Origin of the sequence: Dyella sp. 2YAF14, assembly GCF_052114725.1 — a bacterium.
Classification (GTDB): Bacteria; Pseudomonadota; Gammaproteobacteria; order Xanthomonadales; family Rhodanobacteraceae; genus Dyella.
In genome coordinates this window covers 131141-146727 of record NZ_JBFRFH010000003.1, presented here as the reverse complement: position 1 = coordinate 146727, position 15587 = coordinate 131141, and the positions used below count along the sequence as shown (strand labels likewise).

Genomic DNA, 15587 nt, shown 5'->3' with positions numbered 1-15587 from the left:
TCAGAACAGCACCGCGACGGACGCCAGCCAACCGGTCGGCGCGAGCAGCTCGTTGTGAGAGCCATCGCGATATTCGAGTTTGAGCACGACCCCTTCAACCGGCTTGAAATTGATGGCCGTGGTGCGGATAGTGCTGGTTTGGGCGGGCGTCGATGATCGGTAGCGCTCGTAGCGGCCGATCAGGTACAGCCGTCGCCATAGCGGCACCTCTGCCTGCACGAAGCCGCCTCGCTCATCGGGGCGGTTACTGGTGCTGCTGCGGTAAATGCCTTCGCCCGTGAGGCTCACGTAGCGGCTCGTCCAGCTGAAATCGATGCCGTTGAGCCAGTATTTTTCGCGAGGCTGCTGCAGCTCGTAGTTCAGCGTGGAGGCGCCGATACTCAGCGAGTCGCCCAGCAGGTGGTAGAGCACCCGGCCACCAATGGCCTGGCGAAAATTGTTCTGCAGCGTCTCGGTGGTGCCGAAGTTGGTATACGCATTGTCCTGATCGCGGCCGATGTTGAGGTTCTTGCTGTCATCGGCAAAGACCCAGTAGTCGAGGTCGTTGCCCTTCACCGGAAGCGTGCCGAACATCATCGCGCCGTTGGTATGGAGCGCAAACGCAGCCGAGGTCGACAAGGGACGCGATACCGTCCAGGTCAGCGGGTCGGCATGCACCAGATTCCACTCGCCCACGGGCGTGAGGAACTTGCCAAAGCGGAACGTGATGGCCTGGTTGGCGTGGTAGTCGGCGTACAGGCGCTCGATGTCGAGCTCGGCGTCGTCATCGTCGGTGCGCCCGGTGCTGTTGACCGGGTTGGTGGCTTCGATTTCGCTGAAAAGCTGCCAGCGCGTGCCGATGTCCTGGGTGATGAACAGGCTCAGATCGCGCACGTTGTAACTGGTCTTGGTGCCCTGGACGCTGAAGAAATTGAGGTCGGCATAGCCGCCGACACGCAAGCCCACGCCAGGAAAGTACAGGCCCTGGCCCAGCGTATAGGGCGCCGGTTGCCAGCTGCCGTCGCCATCGTCCGCGGCCATCGCGCCCGAGGCGTAGACCAGGCCCAGCAGCAGGGCGACTGCGCCAGGGAGCGAGTGGCGGCGAGGGTGCCTGTTCATCGGTCATACCCACCAACATGGAATGGAATCGAGCCGGCACGCCTGGTTCGGGCGGCAGACACAGCGAAACGAAAGGCTGGCGAGCGACTATTTCATCGGAGGGGCTCGGCACTGCGGCGGATTCTGCGACAGTGCAGGGGCCGCCGCAAAGGCGTGCCATCCAGCTCGGGCGGCGACGCACTCCCATCATCAGCGCGACGACAGCACTTTGACCACACGATCAGCCCTGTTCCGCCTGCTGTTCCTGACCCTGCTGGGCACCGTCATGGTGGTTGGGGCGCTCTCGTTCTATCAGTTTCGCAGTGCGCTCAGGTCGGAGATCGCCGGCAACCTGCGATTTGGCGCCAGCACCGTGATGCAGCGCATCGACACGCTGCTGTTCTCGCATATCGAAAACATGCGCGTGTGGAGCGGGCTGGAGGTGATGCAGGACATCCGCGTCAACGATGTCGACAAACGCCTCTCACACTTCCTTTCGGATCTGCATGCCGGGCAGGGTAACGCGTATGCCGCGCTGCTGTGCACCGACGAACACGGACGCGTGGTGGCAGCCAGCCAGCCTTCCCTGATTGGCACGGCGGCGCCGACCGGTGCTGTGTGGCGCCCCATTTCGGGTGCTCGCCTGGGTGGCGCATCCATTGCCCAGACGTGGGGCGCTGATGGCCAGGGCGCCATCTTGCGTACGCCGGTTGCCAATACGTTTGGCCAGGGCAGTATCGGCTACCTCTACGTCGTGCTGAACTGGCAAGCCGTGCAGGCGCTGCTGGACGAGGCCGTGGGTCACGGGTCACGAGGGCTCCTGCTGGTGGACGATCACGGTCGCGTCATCGCTGCCTCCGCTGCCTTGCGGACACGCGCCGTCCTTTCGCGCCTGCAACTGGATTGGCGCCTGCCGGCGCAGGGGGCGTTGTCCTATGTCCGCGACGGCAGTGCGCTTGGCTATGGCACTTTGTTGGTCGGTATCGCCACGTCGACGGGCTATCAGCAATTCCAGGGCCTGGGCTGGCATATCGTGATGATGGAGCCGACCTCGGTTTCCTTTGGCCCGATCTGGCGCTTGCTGTGGGCAATGCTGGCGGTGCTGGTGCTGACCTTGCTTGCGGGATTGTGGATTTCGTCGCGACTGGCCAATCGCATTGCGCTCCCCATCGTGGCCCTGACTGACTTTACGCGCAGCTTCCGTCAGCGCGACGCTGCGTTGCCGCAACTGCCGGCCACCCATATCTCCGAGATCCACGAGCTGCATCGCGCCTATGCGGAGATGATCGACGCCTTGGCGCGTTCACGCGAGCAGGTCGTGCGTGCAGGCAAACTCGCCGTGGTCGGTGAGATGGCCGCCATCATGGCGCATGAGGTGCGAACGCCCATGGGCATATTGCGCAGTTCCGCGCAAATGCTGCAGCGGCAACCACACTTGGGCGAGCGCGAGCATGAGCTGATCGGCTTCATATTCAGCGAGACCGAGCGGCTCAACCGGCTGGTCACGTTGTTGCTGGAATGCGCGCGCCCGGCGCCGCCCGATTTTCGTCCGCACGACTTGCACGCCATCGTCGACAGCGTGCTGGGCTTGCTAGCCTCGCGGGCGGACAAGGCCGGCGTTTCCCTGTCCAGCCACTTTGCCGAACCGGTGCTGGTGTTTCCCTGCGATCGCGAACAGATCATGCAAGTGCTGCTCAACCTGGTGTTGAATGCACTGGCCTTCGTGGGTGAGCACGGCCGTGTGCAGGTGGCCACCCGCTCCGATGCGGCCGCGGTGTGGATCAGCGTGATGGACGACGGTCCCGGCGTTCCCGAATCGCTGCGGCAGACGATTTTCGACCCCTTCTTCAGCCGTCGAGATGGCGGCATCGGCCTGGGCCTGACCATCGTGCAGCAGGTGGTGCATGTGCATGGCGGCGAAATCACCGTAGGCGAGAGTGCCTGGGGTGGCGCCTCCTTCAATCTTCGATTCGCAGTGGATGGGCAAAACCGATGAACGCCAGGCGGATACTCGTGGTGGACAACGAGGCGAAGATGCGCCGCATCCTCGAATTGTCCCTGAAGTCGCTCGGCCATGACGTGCTGGAAGCCGGTGACGGCATGGAAGCGCTTGCCGTCATCGAGAAACAGTCGGTCGACCTGGTGCTCACGGATCTGCGCATGCCGCGGATGGATGGCATTGCCTTGCTTGAGGCCTTGCGCGAACGCAACCAGGACGTGCCGGTCATCGTCATGACCGCCTACGCCACCATCGAGACTGCCGTGGCCGCCATGAAACTTGGCGCCGTCGACTACATCATCCGGCCGTTCGAGATGGAGACCGTCGAGATGGCGGTGACCCGAGCGCTGGCCATGCAGGCCGTGCAGCGCGAGAACCTTTTTTTGCGTGAGGAGATATCGCGAGGCTGGGGCGAGTTCATCGGCGTCAGCCCGGCCATGCAGGCGCTTTACGAGCTGATCCGCCAAGTGGCGCCAACGCGCAGCAATGCCTTCATCGTCGGGGAAACCGGCACCGGCAAGGAATTGGTGGCACGCGCCATCCATGAGGCATCGGGCCGGCAAGGTCTCTTCGTGCCCATCAATTGCGCGGCCATTCCTACGGAGTTGCTCGAGACCGAACTGTTCGGCCATATCAAAGGCGCATTCACCGGCGCCTTGCGCGATCGCGTGGGCAAATGCGAGCTGGCCAGCGGCGGCACCATCTTTCTCGACGAGATCACCGAGATGCCCACCAGCCTGCAGGCCAAGCTGCTGCGCGTGCTGCAGGAAGGACGCATCGAGAAGCTCGGCGCCAATGCGGCGATACCGGTGGACCTGCGTGTGGTGGCGGCCACCAATCGCGAGCCGCAAGAGGCGGTCGAAGCGGGCATGCTGCGACGCGACCTTTATTTCCGGCTCAACGTGGTGCGCGTCGACGTGCCGAGGCTGCGTGACCGCCACGGCGACATGGTCATCCTGGCCAATCACTTCCTCAACAAATACTCGCTGGAACTGGGGCGCGCCACGCCCCGATTGTCAGTGCGTGCACTTGAGCGACTGGAAACCTACGACTGGCCGGGCAATGTACGCGAGCTTGAGAATCTGATGGAGCGCGCCGCCGTGCTCTGCCGCGACGGTGAAGTTGGCGCCGCGTTGTTGCCGGCCGAGCTTTCGCGCGAGCCGACGGTGCCGCCGCCGCACGTCGCGCCACCGCCCGAAGGCTCTCTGGCCTTGAAGGATCGCGTCGAGTCCCTGGAGCGCCAACTCATCGGGGCCGCCTTGGCGCGCAGCGACAACAACAAGGCCGCCGCGGCGCGCCTGCTGGGCGTCAGTGAACGCACGCTTTGGTACAAGCTCAAGACGTATCAGATGTAGCGTTGCATTCATGCTATCGAAGCACTCTCTTTGAGGCCGTCGGCTGAAGAGTGCGCGCAGCTGGAGACGCCGTATCGGCCGCGCAAGCTGCTTGGCCATGAGTAGACGCAGCAGAAAAAGCGGCCTGCTGTACCAGGTGATCGAACCTTGACGCAGGGGCTGCATCGATGTGGCCGACGGCCACCGCCTGTTCGATGAGTCGTGCGCGGGAGAATCTGCGCAATCGGGCAGGCGTTGCATCTGTGTAGCAAGACTACAACCACTAGCTAATTGAACTGAGTATCCGTGGTGGTAGCGTCGCAAAGGTATGTTGCGCCATCTGCGTGCTCGGCGGGCGCATCTGGCAGTAGAAGGCCAGGGGTTTCGTAAGTCGTCTGCGTCCGCATAGCTCAGCGGAAGAAAGAGGCCTGTGCCTTAGCTTCGCATCGCGGTGTTGCGCGGACACGGCGCGATCGTCGAATGGGCTCCGGAGTGGCGGGGATGGGTCGCAGGGAGTGCGCCAAGCGTTCTTGCATCGATCACCGGTTACAGCGGCGGAGTCAGCCATGAGCCAAGTCGTTGGAAAAGACGCCAGCATTTACGAAGTCGTGCGGATTCCCAAGCCGGCATTTCGCCCACTGAAGGTCTATGCATTCGACCCCAGTGCGGGACACTACGTGGGCAACCGCATGACGGTGCGCGTGACCTACGAGCCCTTGGCTCCCGGTCCGGTGGGCGAGCGATTGGCTGTCGTCGACTACGATTATTCGCAGAAGACCTATTATCTGCCGGTAAATCTTGACGATCTTCGGCTCGTCATGCCCGGCGGCCTCGAGCCCAACGAAGGTGATCCCCGCTTTCATCAGCAGATGGTGTACGCCGTTGCGAGCGAGATCCTCCAGCGATTTGAAAACGCGCTGGGACGCCGCATCCGGTGGGCCCGGGCAGCGAAGATGAAATCAGGGCGCAACCAGTCGAAGCTGTTTCTCTTTCCACACGCGATGGTCGGCGCCAATGCGTTCTATAGCCGGGCAGTCCAGGGCATTGTGTTTGGATATTTCCGCGCAAGCAAAACCGACCCTGGCGCCAACCTCCCAGGTCAAGTCGTCTTCACGTGCCTTTCCCACGACATCATTGCGCACGAAATGACGCATGCCATCGTGGATGGCATACGGCATTACTTCATGGAGCCGACCAATGTAGATGTTGTGGCCTTCCACGAGGCCTTCGCTGATATTTCGGCGCTCTTCTGTCATTTTTCGCACAAGGATGTCTTGCTCGATTCGCTGCAACGGACTGGCGGAAAGTTGTATGAGAAGAATTACGGACCCGAAGCCGGTCCAGATACAAGCACGCCCGAGCCAACCAAGGCCACCATCCAGGCGCAGCTATCCAAAGCCAATCCACTATTGGGTCTGGCGCTGCAATTTGGCGAGGCATCCGGCATGCGGTCGGCTTTGCGCAGCGCGCTGGGCACGCCTCCCGATCCCAACGACTTGGCCACGAAGACGGAGCCCCACGAACGTGGTTCGATCCTTGTCGCTGCGGTGTTCGATGCCTATTTTTCGATCTACACGCGTCGAACGGCCGACCTGTTCCGGATCTTTCGTGCAGGAAGTGGTGGCACCAATCCCGTGGATTTGCCCCAGTCTCTCGCGGGGCGCCTGGCGGAAGAGGCGAGCCGCACGGCAGAAGAGTTCTTTACGATTTGCGCTCGCGCGCTCGACTACTGCCCGCCAGTGGATATCGTGTTTGGTGACTTCTTGAGAGCGCTGCTGACGGCTCATGCGGATCTGTATCCCGGTGATCCCGATGGCGTCCGCAACGCCTTCATGGAGGCGTTTCGACTGCGCGGCATCGTGCCGCAGGATGCGAGTTTCTTTTCGGAAAACGCGTTGTTGTGGCCGCAGGTCGATGCGGATGCGCTTGATCCGGTCGAGGGCTTGACCTTCGGCGACCCCAATGGACTGACCGACCAGGAAAAGAACGACAACGGCAGTGTGCTTCGAGCGTACGCCAAGGAACATGCCAAGAAACTTGGATTTCCCGATGACCATGGGCCCATCGATGCACCATCGTTCCATCCCATGTTTCGCATCGGCCCGCAAGGCGACCTGATCGTGGATATGGTGGTTGAGCTGGTGGAGACCTGTCCACTGGATACGGACAATCCCGAGGGCGCGCCTTTCCGTGGCGGAGTCACTTTGCTGATTTGGCAAGAGGCGCTGGTTAAGGGAAAGCGTCCACCGCCACGCATCCATTACGTCATACCCAAGCATCGTGATGCCGATCGGGCCACCCGTCAGCGCATGTACAGCGCAAGGCTTACCGGTGCATTGGACGATCACGATCACGATCACGACGACCAGCGCTCGCCCAAAGCTGCCAAGCCAGTCCCGATGCGGATCGACTTTGGGCTCATCCACGCAGGGCTATAGCCATGGCCAGCCAACCCAGGAATTCTCGCCGCGTGCGCACGAGCCGAGCGTCGGCCGGTGCAGTTCATCGTTCGACAAGCAAGACAGCGGCAGCGAAAGTGACCAAGACAGTGGCGCGCAAAGCGACAGGAAAGGTTGCCAGGGGAGCAACGAAGAAGTCCGGAGAAACCTCGACGCGATCCCCCGCGTCCCCGCGCGTAAAGGCGGCATCCCATAAAGCGCCATCGACGAGGGATAAGGCTGCGACCGGTTTGCGCGTGCGCATGTATCGCGTGGGCTTTGGCGACTTCTTCCTGGTCAGCGTGCCGGCGGCCAAGGGCTACCAGCACATCCTGATTGATTGCGGCGTACATGCGAAGGACACCGGGAGCATTGTGGCGTCCGTCAAGCAGATGGCCGAGGAAACCAATCATCGGCTGGCACTGGTCATCGTGACGCATCGCCATGCCGACCACATTTCGGGTTTCGCACGCTGCAAAGAAATCTTTGAGACATTCACGGTAGATCGTGTGTGGATGTCCTGGTTTGAAGATCCGCGCGATAAAAAGGCGAAGGCGTCACAGGCGAAGCTCGCCATGGCCGCGATGCGTCTGGGCGCGGCGTTCGCCGATCGCAATCTCGCGGGAGACCAAAGCTATCAGCACATGGTCATGAACATCACGGGAGGCGGCCTGAACCAGTCCGCGCTGGATATGTTGCACGGCTTTACGAATCGCCCACCGGTGGACTACTACGCCGCCGGCGCGACACCCACGCTCCCCGCGAGCCTGGTCGCCACAGGCCTGAAGGCTTCGATTCTGGGGCCACCCACCGACCCCGCCTTGATTCGGACCATGTCAAACAGCAGTCAGGAGTACCTGGCCCTGGCCGAGTACGCGGCGTCAGGCAGTGTGGCGCCGTTTGCGAAGGGCTTCAACGTGCCGCCTGAGCAGTACGACAGCGAAGTCTTTGCCAGCGTCGACAGGAACACGCTTCAAGAGCGCATCAAGTCGGTGCAGCCAGACCTGCTTGTCGCAGCGGCCGTCGAGGCCGACCGATACCTGAACAATCAGAGCCTGGTGGTGCTCTTCACCTTTAAAGGGAAAAGCCTTCTCTTTGCCGGTGACGCCCAATGGGGGAATTGGGCGAACTTTTTGTATGGCAGCGCGACGAGCGACACCCTGACCAAGGACAGCGCAGCGCTTTTGGCCAAGCTCGACTTCTACAAGGTCGGTCACCACGGAAGTCGCAATGCGACTCCCAAGGCGGCTCTGCAAGCCATGCGAGATGGTTGCGTGGCGATGTGTTCAACAGCGGATGGCGCTTTCAACGGCGTGCCGCGCGTACCCCTGCTGACAGCGATTGACGCGAAATCCAGGCAGCAATTGGCGCGAAGCGACCAGGTGGGCGTGCCCCAGGCAGCCGCCATTGCAGAGGTGCTACCCAAGATATTCAAAGCCACCTCGAAAGGCGGCTACGGGTACATCGACTACTTCCTTTGAAGCACATCAGGGCCGGTGCAGTGGATTTATCAGGAGCAATGCCATGAGTTGGGACCTCATCCAGTCCATCCAGAAGACGACCGATCTGCGTCTGATCTTGCCTTTTGGGCTCACCTTGAAGCTCGGCGACGTCGTGGCTGTCGGGCGCGACGGCGTCTTCTCACTCCAGGGCAGTGCACGTACGTTGCTGGGCATGGATGCAGGCGAGCCTCGCCCGAATGGGAGTGCCATCAATCTTGAAGAGCAGTCGGGCAGGGATACTGTCTGTCGCTTCAGGGCGGCCGGCGTCGCGTCGAGCCTTTTCCCCGACGCTCCGCATGCCAACGCCGGTTTCGATGTCTCTTTCCAGAATGCAGATAGCTGGCTGCTCGCCGTCATAGGGCGACAACTTAGCGTTCTCGATCAAGTCGATCGTTTCCGTCAGCCCATCCTCGCGGCGTACAAGCGCGGTGTGTGGAAAGCTGATTGGGCGCTGGTGACCGGCGTGGCGAGCGTGGAACGCATGACGCTACTCGCATCCAGTAGTGCCAGCTCCAAAGTGGCGCTTTCCGTCGGCGCAACCGTCACGGCAACGACGCCTTTGGAGGCGGCCCTCACCAGCGATGTCAGCATTTCGGCCATGAACCAGCAGATCATCAAATGCATGATCACTCAGCAGTCGGGGGCCTTCTGCACTGCCATTCGCGTCAAGGATTCCTGGTTCAAGTCGCCGGAAGTGGGAGATCTCTCGCTGGCAGGGAAGCATCGTGACCCCACTGCCGCCGGCCACGACGCTTTTTGGGAGGATGTCGATGATGTTTCCAAACGGTAGACAAGGCGATCCGCTGTGCTGAGCGAGGAGGAGTTTCACGAGCTGCGGCGGGCGCTGTATCGCTGGTCCGAGCGTGTTCCTGATGTCCCCGTTCTGGGCTTTCTCGACTCAGATTCACTGATGACGCCCCGCGAAGTCTTCGAGCACTTTGATCGTCGCACCAGTGAGGGGCGCGGCATCCGCACGATCCTGGAGCACGGTGTTCGGCGCGAAGGCTTGCCAATGGTGGTGGAGCGCTTTTCGCTCGGCAGGAACGAGGAACGCGCGCGATGACTGGCACGCGGGTCGGACAGCTCGCGCTTGTCGTGCCGCGGGACGATGCCGCGGCACGACAAGCTTGCGATTGGGCGGACGACCTTGTGGCGCGCTGGCCAAGTCACGCGGTTGCGTCCCGGGTGGATGATCGATCCCCCGCCAATCGACAGACGATACAGCTCCTGTTGGCTTCGAAGGCCGATCTCACACTTTATTTTGGACATGGCAATACCCGCGCCTGGCTCACGCTCGGTCGAGTGACGATGGGCGTGGCAGCTGTTGCCGCAGGGGCGGGAACAGCCGTGGTGTCAGTGGCCTGCGAAACAGGGCAGCGACTGGGCCCACAGGCTGTCACTGCCGGTGTGATTGCCTGGCTGGGCTTCACTATCAGAGTACCGGTCATGCCCACGCACAAGGGGCTCGATCCGATCGGTGACGCGCTTGTCGATGGTTTGGAGGTGTTGGGAAAGGCACAAAGCATGCAGGTCGCCAGGGATGCCGTCGTCAGTGCGCTCGACCGCACCGTCGACAGCTTTCGCAACGGCTCGCTGGCATCGCATCCGGGTGCGGCGCTCGGCTACTACGCAGCGATGTGCCTGCGCGATCACGTGGTGATCCACGGCAATGCGGCCCATGTGCCACTGCCATGAACGAGGTCGCGGCGGACAAGTGGGGGAGTCCGCGTCCAGCAAGTAACGATCGTGCCATTGCTGATTGACAACGAGGCATCGCCATGACCATTGGGGATCTGATCGTCCATTCCACGACACCGGCGCCGCCCGTGCCTGCCGAGGGCATTGCGTTGGCGCTCTCCGGCGGCGGTTACCGGGCCATGCTGTTTCATACCGGAGTGCTATGGCGCCTGGGGCAGCTTGGGTTCTTCAAGGACAAGGACCAATCACGGCAGGCGCCTCAGCAGGCTGCTCCCAACGCCGTCGGGAAGCTGGAGCGCATATCGAGCGTATCCGGTGGGTCTATCACTTCTGCCGTTCTTGCGCTCGCATTCGCACAACTGGAAACCCTGGACGGGGCCGCTTTCGATGAGGCGTATGGCAGGCTTGTGGTCAAGCCTATTCGTGGCTTGGCGTCGACGACTCTCGCGGGAACCTCGGCCGAAGGAGTGTTCCATGTCCTGAAAGACATCGCGTTACCAGGGAGCGTCAGCGACCATATCGCCGATGCCTACGACGAGCACCTGTTCAACGGCAAGACGCTGCAGGACCTGCCCGATCGCGTGCGCTTCATTTTCAACGCGTCCAATCTCCAAACCGGCTCGCTTTGGCGCTTCTCCAAACCCTACCTTGGAGATTGGCGCGTGGGCCAGGTGGTGTCGCCGGGGTTGTCATTGGCGAAGGCGGTGGCGGCGTCGTCTGCCTTTCCACCAGTGCTGGCGCCAGCGATCCTGGACTTGAGCAGGACACCGCTGGGACCCTTCGCCACGGATGGTCCGGCCATACCCTTGGAGCCGCCATTCACCACGCGCCCTGTTCTGGCGGATGGCGGTGTGTACGACAACCTGGGCCTTGAGACCTGCTACAAGCGTTATAAGACGCTGTTCGTCAGCAACGCGGGCAAACCCTTTGCGTCGCAGGCAAGCGTGGCCAAGAACTGGGTGTCCATTGGCAATCGGTGCCTTGATGTCGTGGACAACCAGGTGGGCAGCCTGCGAAAGCGACTGCTAATGCTGGCCCTGACCCAAGGAGAGCGCTACGGCGCCTTCTGGGATATCCAACAAGACATTCGCACACACAATGCACCAGGGGCGCTGCCGTGTCCCTTTGAAAGCACGGGTGCATTGGCCCAGGTGCCCACTGACCTGGCGAGCAAGCCCGCCGACATTCAAGAGCGCCTTATCAACTGGGGCTATGCCATTGCCGACGCGGCATTGCGGCGATGGTTCAACAGTGCGCTGGCTCCGCCGCCAGACTTTCCGTATCCCAAGGTTGGCGTGGGCTCCTAGTGCCAGGTATTGCCGAGGAGGAACTGGTCATGCTGAACGCAGTCATCGACATTTCTCACCACAACACCGTCGCCGACATGGCGAAGGTGAAGAAAGATGGAGTGCAGGGCGTTTTTCAGAAGGCGACCCAGGGCGCAACTTACAAGGATCCCACCTTGGGGCAAAACCGAACGAAGATCGAAGGCGCCGGGCTGCTTTTTGGGGCCTATCACTTCGGCGTGTCGGGTGATCCCTCCGCGCAGGCCGAGTTCTTCCTGGACACCGTCGGCAAAGGTGCGTTGCTCGTGCTCGACTTCGAACCAAACCCACAGGGCTACGACATGTCGCTCCTGGAAGCCGAGCAATTCGTGCACCACATTTACACGAAGACCAAGCGTTACCCGGGCCTGTATTCGGGACACACGATCAAGGAGGCGCTGGCATCGCAGGGCATCACCTCCGCCACTCAAACCGAACTGTCCAAGTGCTGGCTGTGGATTGCCCAATACGCAACCGCCCCGTTGATTCCCAAAGTCTGGAAGAAATGGGCCGTCTGGCAATACACCGATGGCGCCATCGGGTCGATGCCGCATGAGGTGGCAGGCATCGGTCGTTGTGATCGCGATCAATTCAACGGCACGGCGAGCGATCTGAAAAAATTCTGGACTGACAACATGTGGGCGTAACCGCGTGCCTTAGCACCAGCGCAAGGAGTGCAACGACATGCCGCTTACAAGAGACGACTATCGGTGGGCGATCGGCATCATCATCATTCCTCTGTTGGGAGGCCTTTGGGCGCTCCATCAGCAGGATCTGGCAAAGCGGGAAGAGGCCGTGCGGCGCGACCTGGAGAATGCCCAGCGCGGAACCACCGTCCTTGTTTCGCTTTTGCCCTATCTCTCCGATCCCGATCCTTCGCACGTGAAGCGAAACATGGCCATCCGCGTGCTCAATAAGATGCGCGAGGAAAACACCATATCGAGCGAATTGCTGGCGAGCCTGGTTTTGGGCGTGGAGTTGCTGGACCCCAAAAACCCCCTGGATCAGAAGACATTGAGCAGCTTGGCACTGTCACAGGACCTGCCAACCGTGAATTCGCCGTCAGGGGCGCCCGTGGCAGCCGCTGGGCCGGCGTCGGCGACGGCGTCAACATATGTCGCGCCACCCCAGCTCAATCTGCCGACGAGGATTTACATCCAGGTCTATGGCGAGCAAGAGATGGCCCAGGCAAGCAGGGCAAAGGAAGCTCTCCAGGCGGCGGGCATCATCGTGCCGCAGATAGAAGACGTCACACTCAAGCAGCAGAAGGGACAGAAGGTGCCGATCGGGTACGCCGAGTTGACCTTGTTGTACTTTCGGGCGTCCGACAGTGCGGCCGCGCAAACCGCTGCAGCGATTCTGCAAGACGCGGGTTTAGGTGCGGTGCACGTGGCTGATCGCTCGAAGTCAGGCTACCAGGTGCCAAGCGGGCAGCTGGAACTATGGTTTGGCCATTCTGTCGTCGCCGTCAATTAACAGGCGTGTGATCTGACGAGCTTTCGTTTGACCGAGGGTGCCGCCCATGGATGTTCGCAGGCCAGTTGATTTGGCCTGGACCATTGAGCGCTTGAATGCCTGAAGTGAGCTGCGCAGGAAAACCAGCGCGGATGACTTCAAGCTGCCCGCCGCCGAACTGGCGGCGAGCAGCCATTGACTCGCAAGAGGCGAACTGGAAAAACCCGGGGCGACATACAGGCACTCAGTCATCGCTACGCCGAGGAGATGGCAGAGCGACAGGCCGACTCGGGAGGAGCGATGGAAGAGCATCCCCTCATGCTTTCGCCTGCACGCCGAAGCTCGGTGGCCGATCCGCCATGGCCGAGCCGAACGCCGGATTGGGTTTGTCGCTCATCTGGAACAGCAGGGTGCCGCCAGCGGTCAGTTCGGCATGGGTGATCCAGCTCTTGGTCCACGGCTGGCCATTCCAGCTCACCGACTGGATATACGGACGGCCCTTGCCATTGCCCTGCGTCTGCACCACCAGTCGCTTGCCGCTGGCCAACTGGACTTCGGCGCGATCAAGCAGCGGGCTGCCGAACACGTAGTTCGTGCTCACCGGATCCACCGCATACAGGCCTAGCGCACTCATCACGTACCAGGCGCTCATCTGGCCGCAGTCCTCGTTGCCGGGGAGGCCGTCAGGGTCGGGCAGATACATCGTTTCCAACAGCATGCGCACGCGCACCTGAGTCTTGTGATGTGCGCCGGTATACGCATAGAGATAGGGCATGTGATGGCCCGGCTCGTTGCCGAAGGCGAACTGGCCAACCATGCCGGCGATATCCGGCGGTGCATCCGACGGCAATTCGGAGTCGGTGGTGAAGAGCTGATCGAGTTTTTGCTCGAAAGCGTTGGCGCCACCGAACATGGCCATGTACGTGTAGAGATCGTGCTGGTTGAGGAAGGTCGCCTGCCACGCATTGGACTCGGTGAAGTCGCGCCACTTCTTCGAGTGCCCGATGGCGCGCGGATCGAACGGCTCCAGCCACTTGCCATCACTGGCGCGCGGACGCACGAAGTTCACGGTCTTGTCGAACACGTTGCGGTAGTTCTGCGAGCGCGCCTTGAGTGCGGTGGCATCGTCGTGATGACCGAGCTTCTCCGCGTAGTGCGCCATCACCCAGTCGTCATAGGCATACTCGAGCGTCTTGCTGACGGCTTCGCTTTCGACATCGCTGGGGATGTAACCGCGCTTGCGATACTCGGGCAGGCCGAAGTAGTCGTCTTCCATGGCACGCTTGCGGAACACGGGCCACGCGGCCGCATAGTCGATGCCGGTGAAGCCCTTGGCTTGCGCCTCGGCAATCACGACCGCCGAGTGGTAGCCGATCATGCAGACCGTCTCGATGCCTTGCAGCGGCCACACCGGTGGGCCGGCAGGGCTTTCCTGCGCCATGCGCACCAGACCGTTGACCAGGTCGGGCACGCGCTCGGGCTGGTACAGCGTAAACAGGGGATGCTCGGCGCGGTAGGTATCCCACAGCGAGTAGGTGCTGTAGTTGTGCTGCCCCTTGGGCAGCTGGTGCACCTTCATGTCCATGCCGCGATAGCGGCCGTCCACGTCGCTGAACAGCGTGGGCGCCAGCATGGTGTGATAGAGCGCGCTGTAGAAGGTGCGCTTGATATCGTCCGACGAAGACTCGATGCGGATGCGGCTGAGCTCGCTTTCCCACGCGGCTTCGGCGGCTGCCTGCACGCCATCGAAGTCCCAGGCGGGAATCTCGGTCATCAGGTTGCGCAGTGCGCCTTCGATATCGACGCCCGAAATGCCGACCTTGACCAGCAGGGGTGCGTCGTCGAGCTTGTCGTAGAACAACGCGGCCTTGAGGTTGGTGCCCTTGACCTGCGTTGTGCCCTCGGACTGGGCGCTGTCGTTGGAGTACAGCGCGCCGCGCTTGAACGGTCGCGAGACCTTCAGCGCGAAATAGATGTGACGCCCATTGGCCCACTGATGCACACGACGTGCACCAACCACGGTGTCATTGCCCACCAGCTTCAGTTCGGCGTCGGTGACGCTGGCGGGCTTTTTCGGGTCGTCGTGGAAACCGTGGGCGAAGTCGACCAGCAGATGCGCCTCGCCCGCTTGCTGGAAAGTGTAGCGATGGATGCCGGCACGTTCCGTCGCAGTCAGCTCCGCGAGCACGTGGCTGTCCGTCAGTTGCACGCGGTAATAGCCCGGCCGCGCCTGCTCACCGGTGTAGTGCGAACGGTAGCCCTTGACGTGGGTCTTGTAGCCCTTGCGTTCGGCGCCCTGGCCGGCGTGCACGCCGTCGTAGCGCGAGGTGTAGTTGACGCCGTCGTAGTCGCGATCGCCCGGCTGCAACAGCACGGGCCCCATGGCCGGCACGACAAGCACATCGAGCATGTCAGCGGCGCCCGTACCCGACAGATGGGTATGCGAGAAACCCATGATCGAGCCGTCACCCTGGTGATAGCCCGAACTGCCGTCCCATTGCGAGTCATTGGTGTCGGGGCTGAGCTGCATCATGCCGAAGGGCATGCTGGGGCCGGGGTACGTATGGCCGTGGCCGCCGGTGCCCACGAACACGTCGACGTGACGCGACACGCCCTGGGCAAGCGCCGTCTTCTTGCCTGCGGCAGCCGGCAGCGCCGGGAGCGCATGGGCACCGCTACTGAGAACGCCGAGGGCGGCCATGCCTTGCAGAAAGCGACGACGCGAAACCATGATCTGACTCCTTAAAGCAAAACATTGG

At 61.9% G+C, this 15587-nt stretch carries 13 protein-coding genes; 10 read left to right on the top strand and 3 right to left on the bottom strand.

What is annotated here, in order from left to right:
- Complete coding sequence (locus tag AB4Y82_RS06810) at positions 1 to 1098, bottom strand: hypothetical protein (RefSeq protein ID WP_441603818.1); 1098 nt, start codon at positions 1096 to 1098, stop codon at positions 1 to 3.
- A 208-nt stretch (positions 1099 to 1306) separates the two neighbouring features.
- Here AB4Y82_RS06810 and AB4Y82_RS06805 point away from each other — a divergent pair, with 208 nt between their 5' ends.
- The 10 genes from AB4Y82_RS06805 (at position 1307) to AB4Y82_RS06760 (ending at position 12849) form a co-directional block, all read left to right on the top strand.
- The gene (locus tag AB4Y82_RS06805) at positions 1307 to 3073 is read left to right on the top strand and encodes a sensor histidine kinase (protein ID WP_441603819.1); all 1767 of its coding nucleotides are present in this window, start codon (positions 1307 to 1309) and stop codon (positions 3071 to 3073) included.
- Positions 3070 to 4431: a sigma-54-dependent transcriptional regulator gene (locus AB4Y82_RS06800; protein ID WP_441603820.1), complete on the top strand. Its 1362-nt coding sequence runs from the start codon at positions 3070 to 3072 to the stop codon at positions 4429 to 4431. Before AB4Y82_RS06805 ends, AB4Y82_RS06800 begins: the two co-directional genes overlap by 4 nt.
- Before the next feature lie 545 nt (positions 4432 to 4976).
- Positions 4977 to 6848 carry a hypothetical protein gene (locus AB4Y82_RS06795; RefSeq protein WP_441603821.1) on the top strand — a complete coding sequence of 624 codons (1872 nt, stop codon included), beginning with the start codon at positions 4977 to 4979 and terminating at the stop codon, positions 6846 to 6848.
- A gap of 257 nt (positions 6849 to 7105) precedes the next feature.
- Positions 7106 to 8329: a hypothetical protein gene (locus AB4Y82_RS06790; RefSeq protein ID WP_441603822.1), complete on the top strand. Its 1224-nt coding sequence runs from the start codon at positions 7106 to 7108 to the stop codon at positions 8327 to 8329.
- A gap of 43 nt (positions 8330 to 8372) precedes the next feature.
- Positions 8373 to 9140: a hypothetical protein gene (locus AB4Y82_RS06785; protein WP_441603823.1), complete on the top strand. Its 768-nt coding sequence runs from the start codon at positions 8373 to 8375 to the stop codon at positions 9138 to 9140.
- A 15-nt stretch (positions 9141 to 9155) separates the two neighbouring features.
- On the top strand, positions 9156 to 9413 hold the full coding sequence (locus AB4Y82_RS06780) for a hypothetical protein (RefSeq protein ID WP_441603824.1): 258 nt from the start codon (positions 9156 to 9158) through the stop codon (positions 9411 to 9413).
- Positions 9410 to 10045 carry a hypothetical protein gene (locus AB4Y82_RS06775; protein ID WP_441603825.1) on the top strand — a complete coding sequence of 212 codons (636 nt, stop codon included), beginning with the start codon at positions 9410 to 9412 and terminating at the stop codon, positions 10043 to 10045. The genes AB4Y82_RS06780 and AB4Y82_RS06775 overlap by 4 nt, the downstream gene beginning before the upstream one ends.
- An 83-nt stretch (positions 10046 to 10128) precedes the next feature.
- Positions 10129 to 11355 carry a patatin-like phospholipase family protein gene (locus AB4Y82_RS06770; RefSeq protein WP_441603826.1) on the top strand — a complete coding sequence of 409 codons (1227 nt, stop codon included), beginning with the start codon at positions 10129 to 10131 and terminating at the stop codon, positions 11353 to 11355.
- A 29-nt stretch (positions 11356 to 11384) separates the two neighbouring features.
- A complete protein-coding gene (locus AB4Y82_RS06765; protein ID WP_441603827.1) occupies positions 11385 to 12020 on the top strand; it encodes a glycoside hydrolase family 25 protein in 636 nt (211 codons plus the stop codon).
- Positions 12021 to 12057: 37 nt separating this feature from the next.
- Positions 12058 to 12849, top strand: a complete 792-nt coding sequence (locus AB4Y82_RS06760) for a hypothetical protein (protein ID WP_441603828.1) — start codon at positions 12058 to 12060, stop codon at positions 12847 to 12849.
- Here the strand turns inward: AB4Y82_RS06760 and AB4Y82_RS06755 are convergent.
- Both AB4Y82_RS06755 and AB4Y82_RS06750 read right to left on the bottom strand, forming a co-directional pair.
- Positions 12814 to 13140, bottom strand: a complete 327-nt coding sequence (locus tag AB4Y82_RS06755) for a hypothetical protein (protein WP_441603829.1) — start codon at positions 13138 to 13140, stop codon at positions 12814 to 12816. The two genes, AB4Y82_RS06760 and AB4Y82_RS06755, sit on opposite strands and share 36 nt — an antisense overlap.
- A gap of 4 nt (positions 13141 to 13144) precedes the next feature.
- Complete coding sequence (locus tag AB4Y82_RS06750; protein ID WP_441603830.1) at positions 13145 to 15559, bottom strand: GH92 family glycosyl hydrolase; 2415 nt, start codon at positions 15557 to 15559, stop codon at positions 13145 to 13147.
- Positions 15560 to 15587 lie beyond the last annotated feature (28 nt).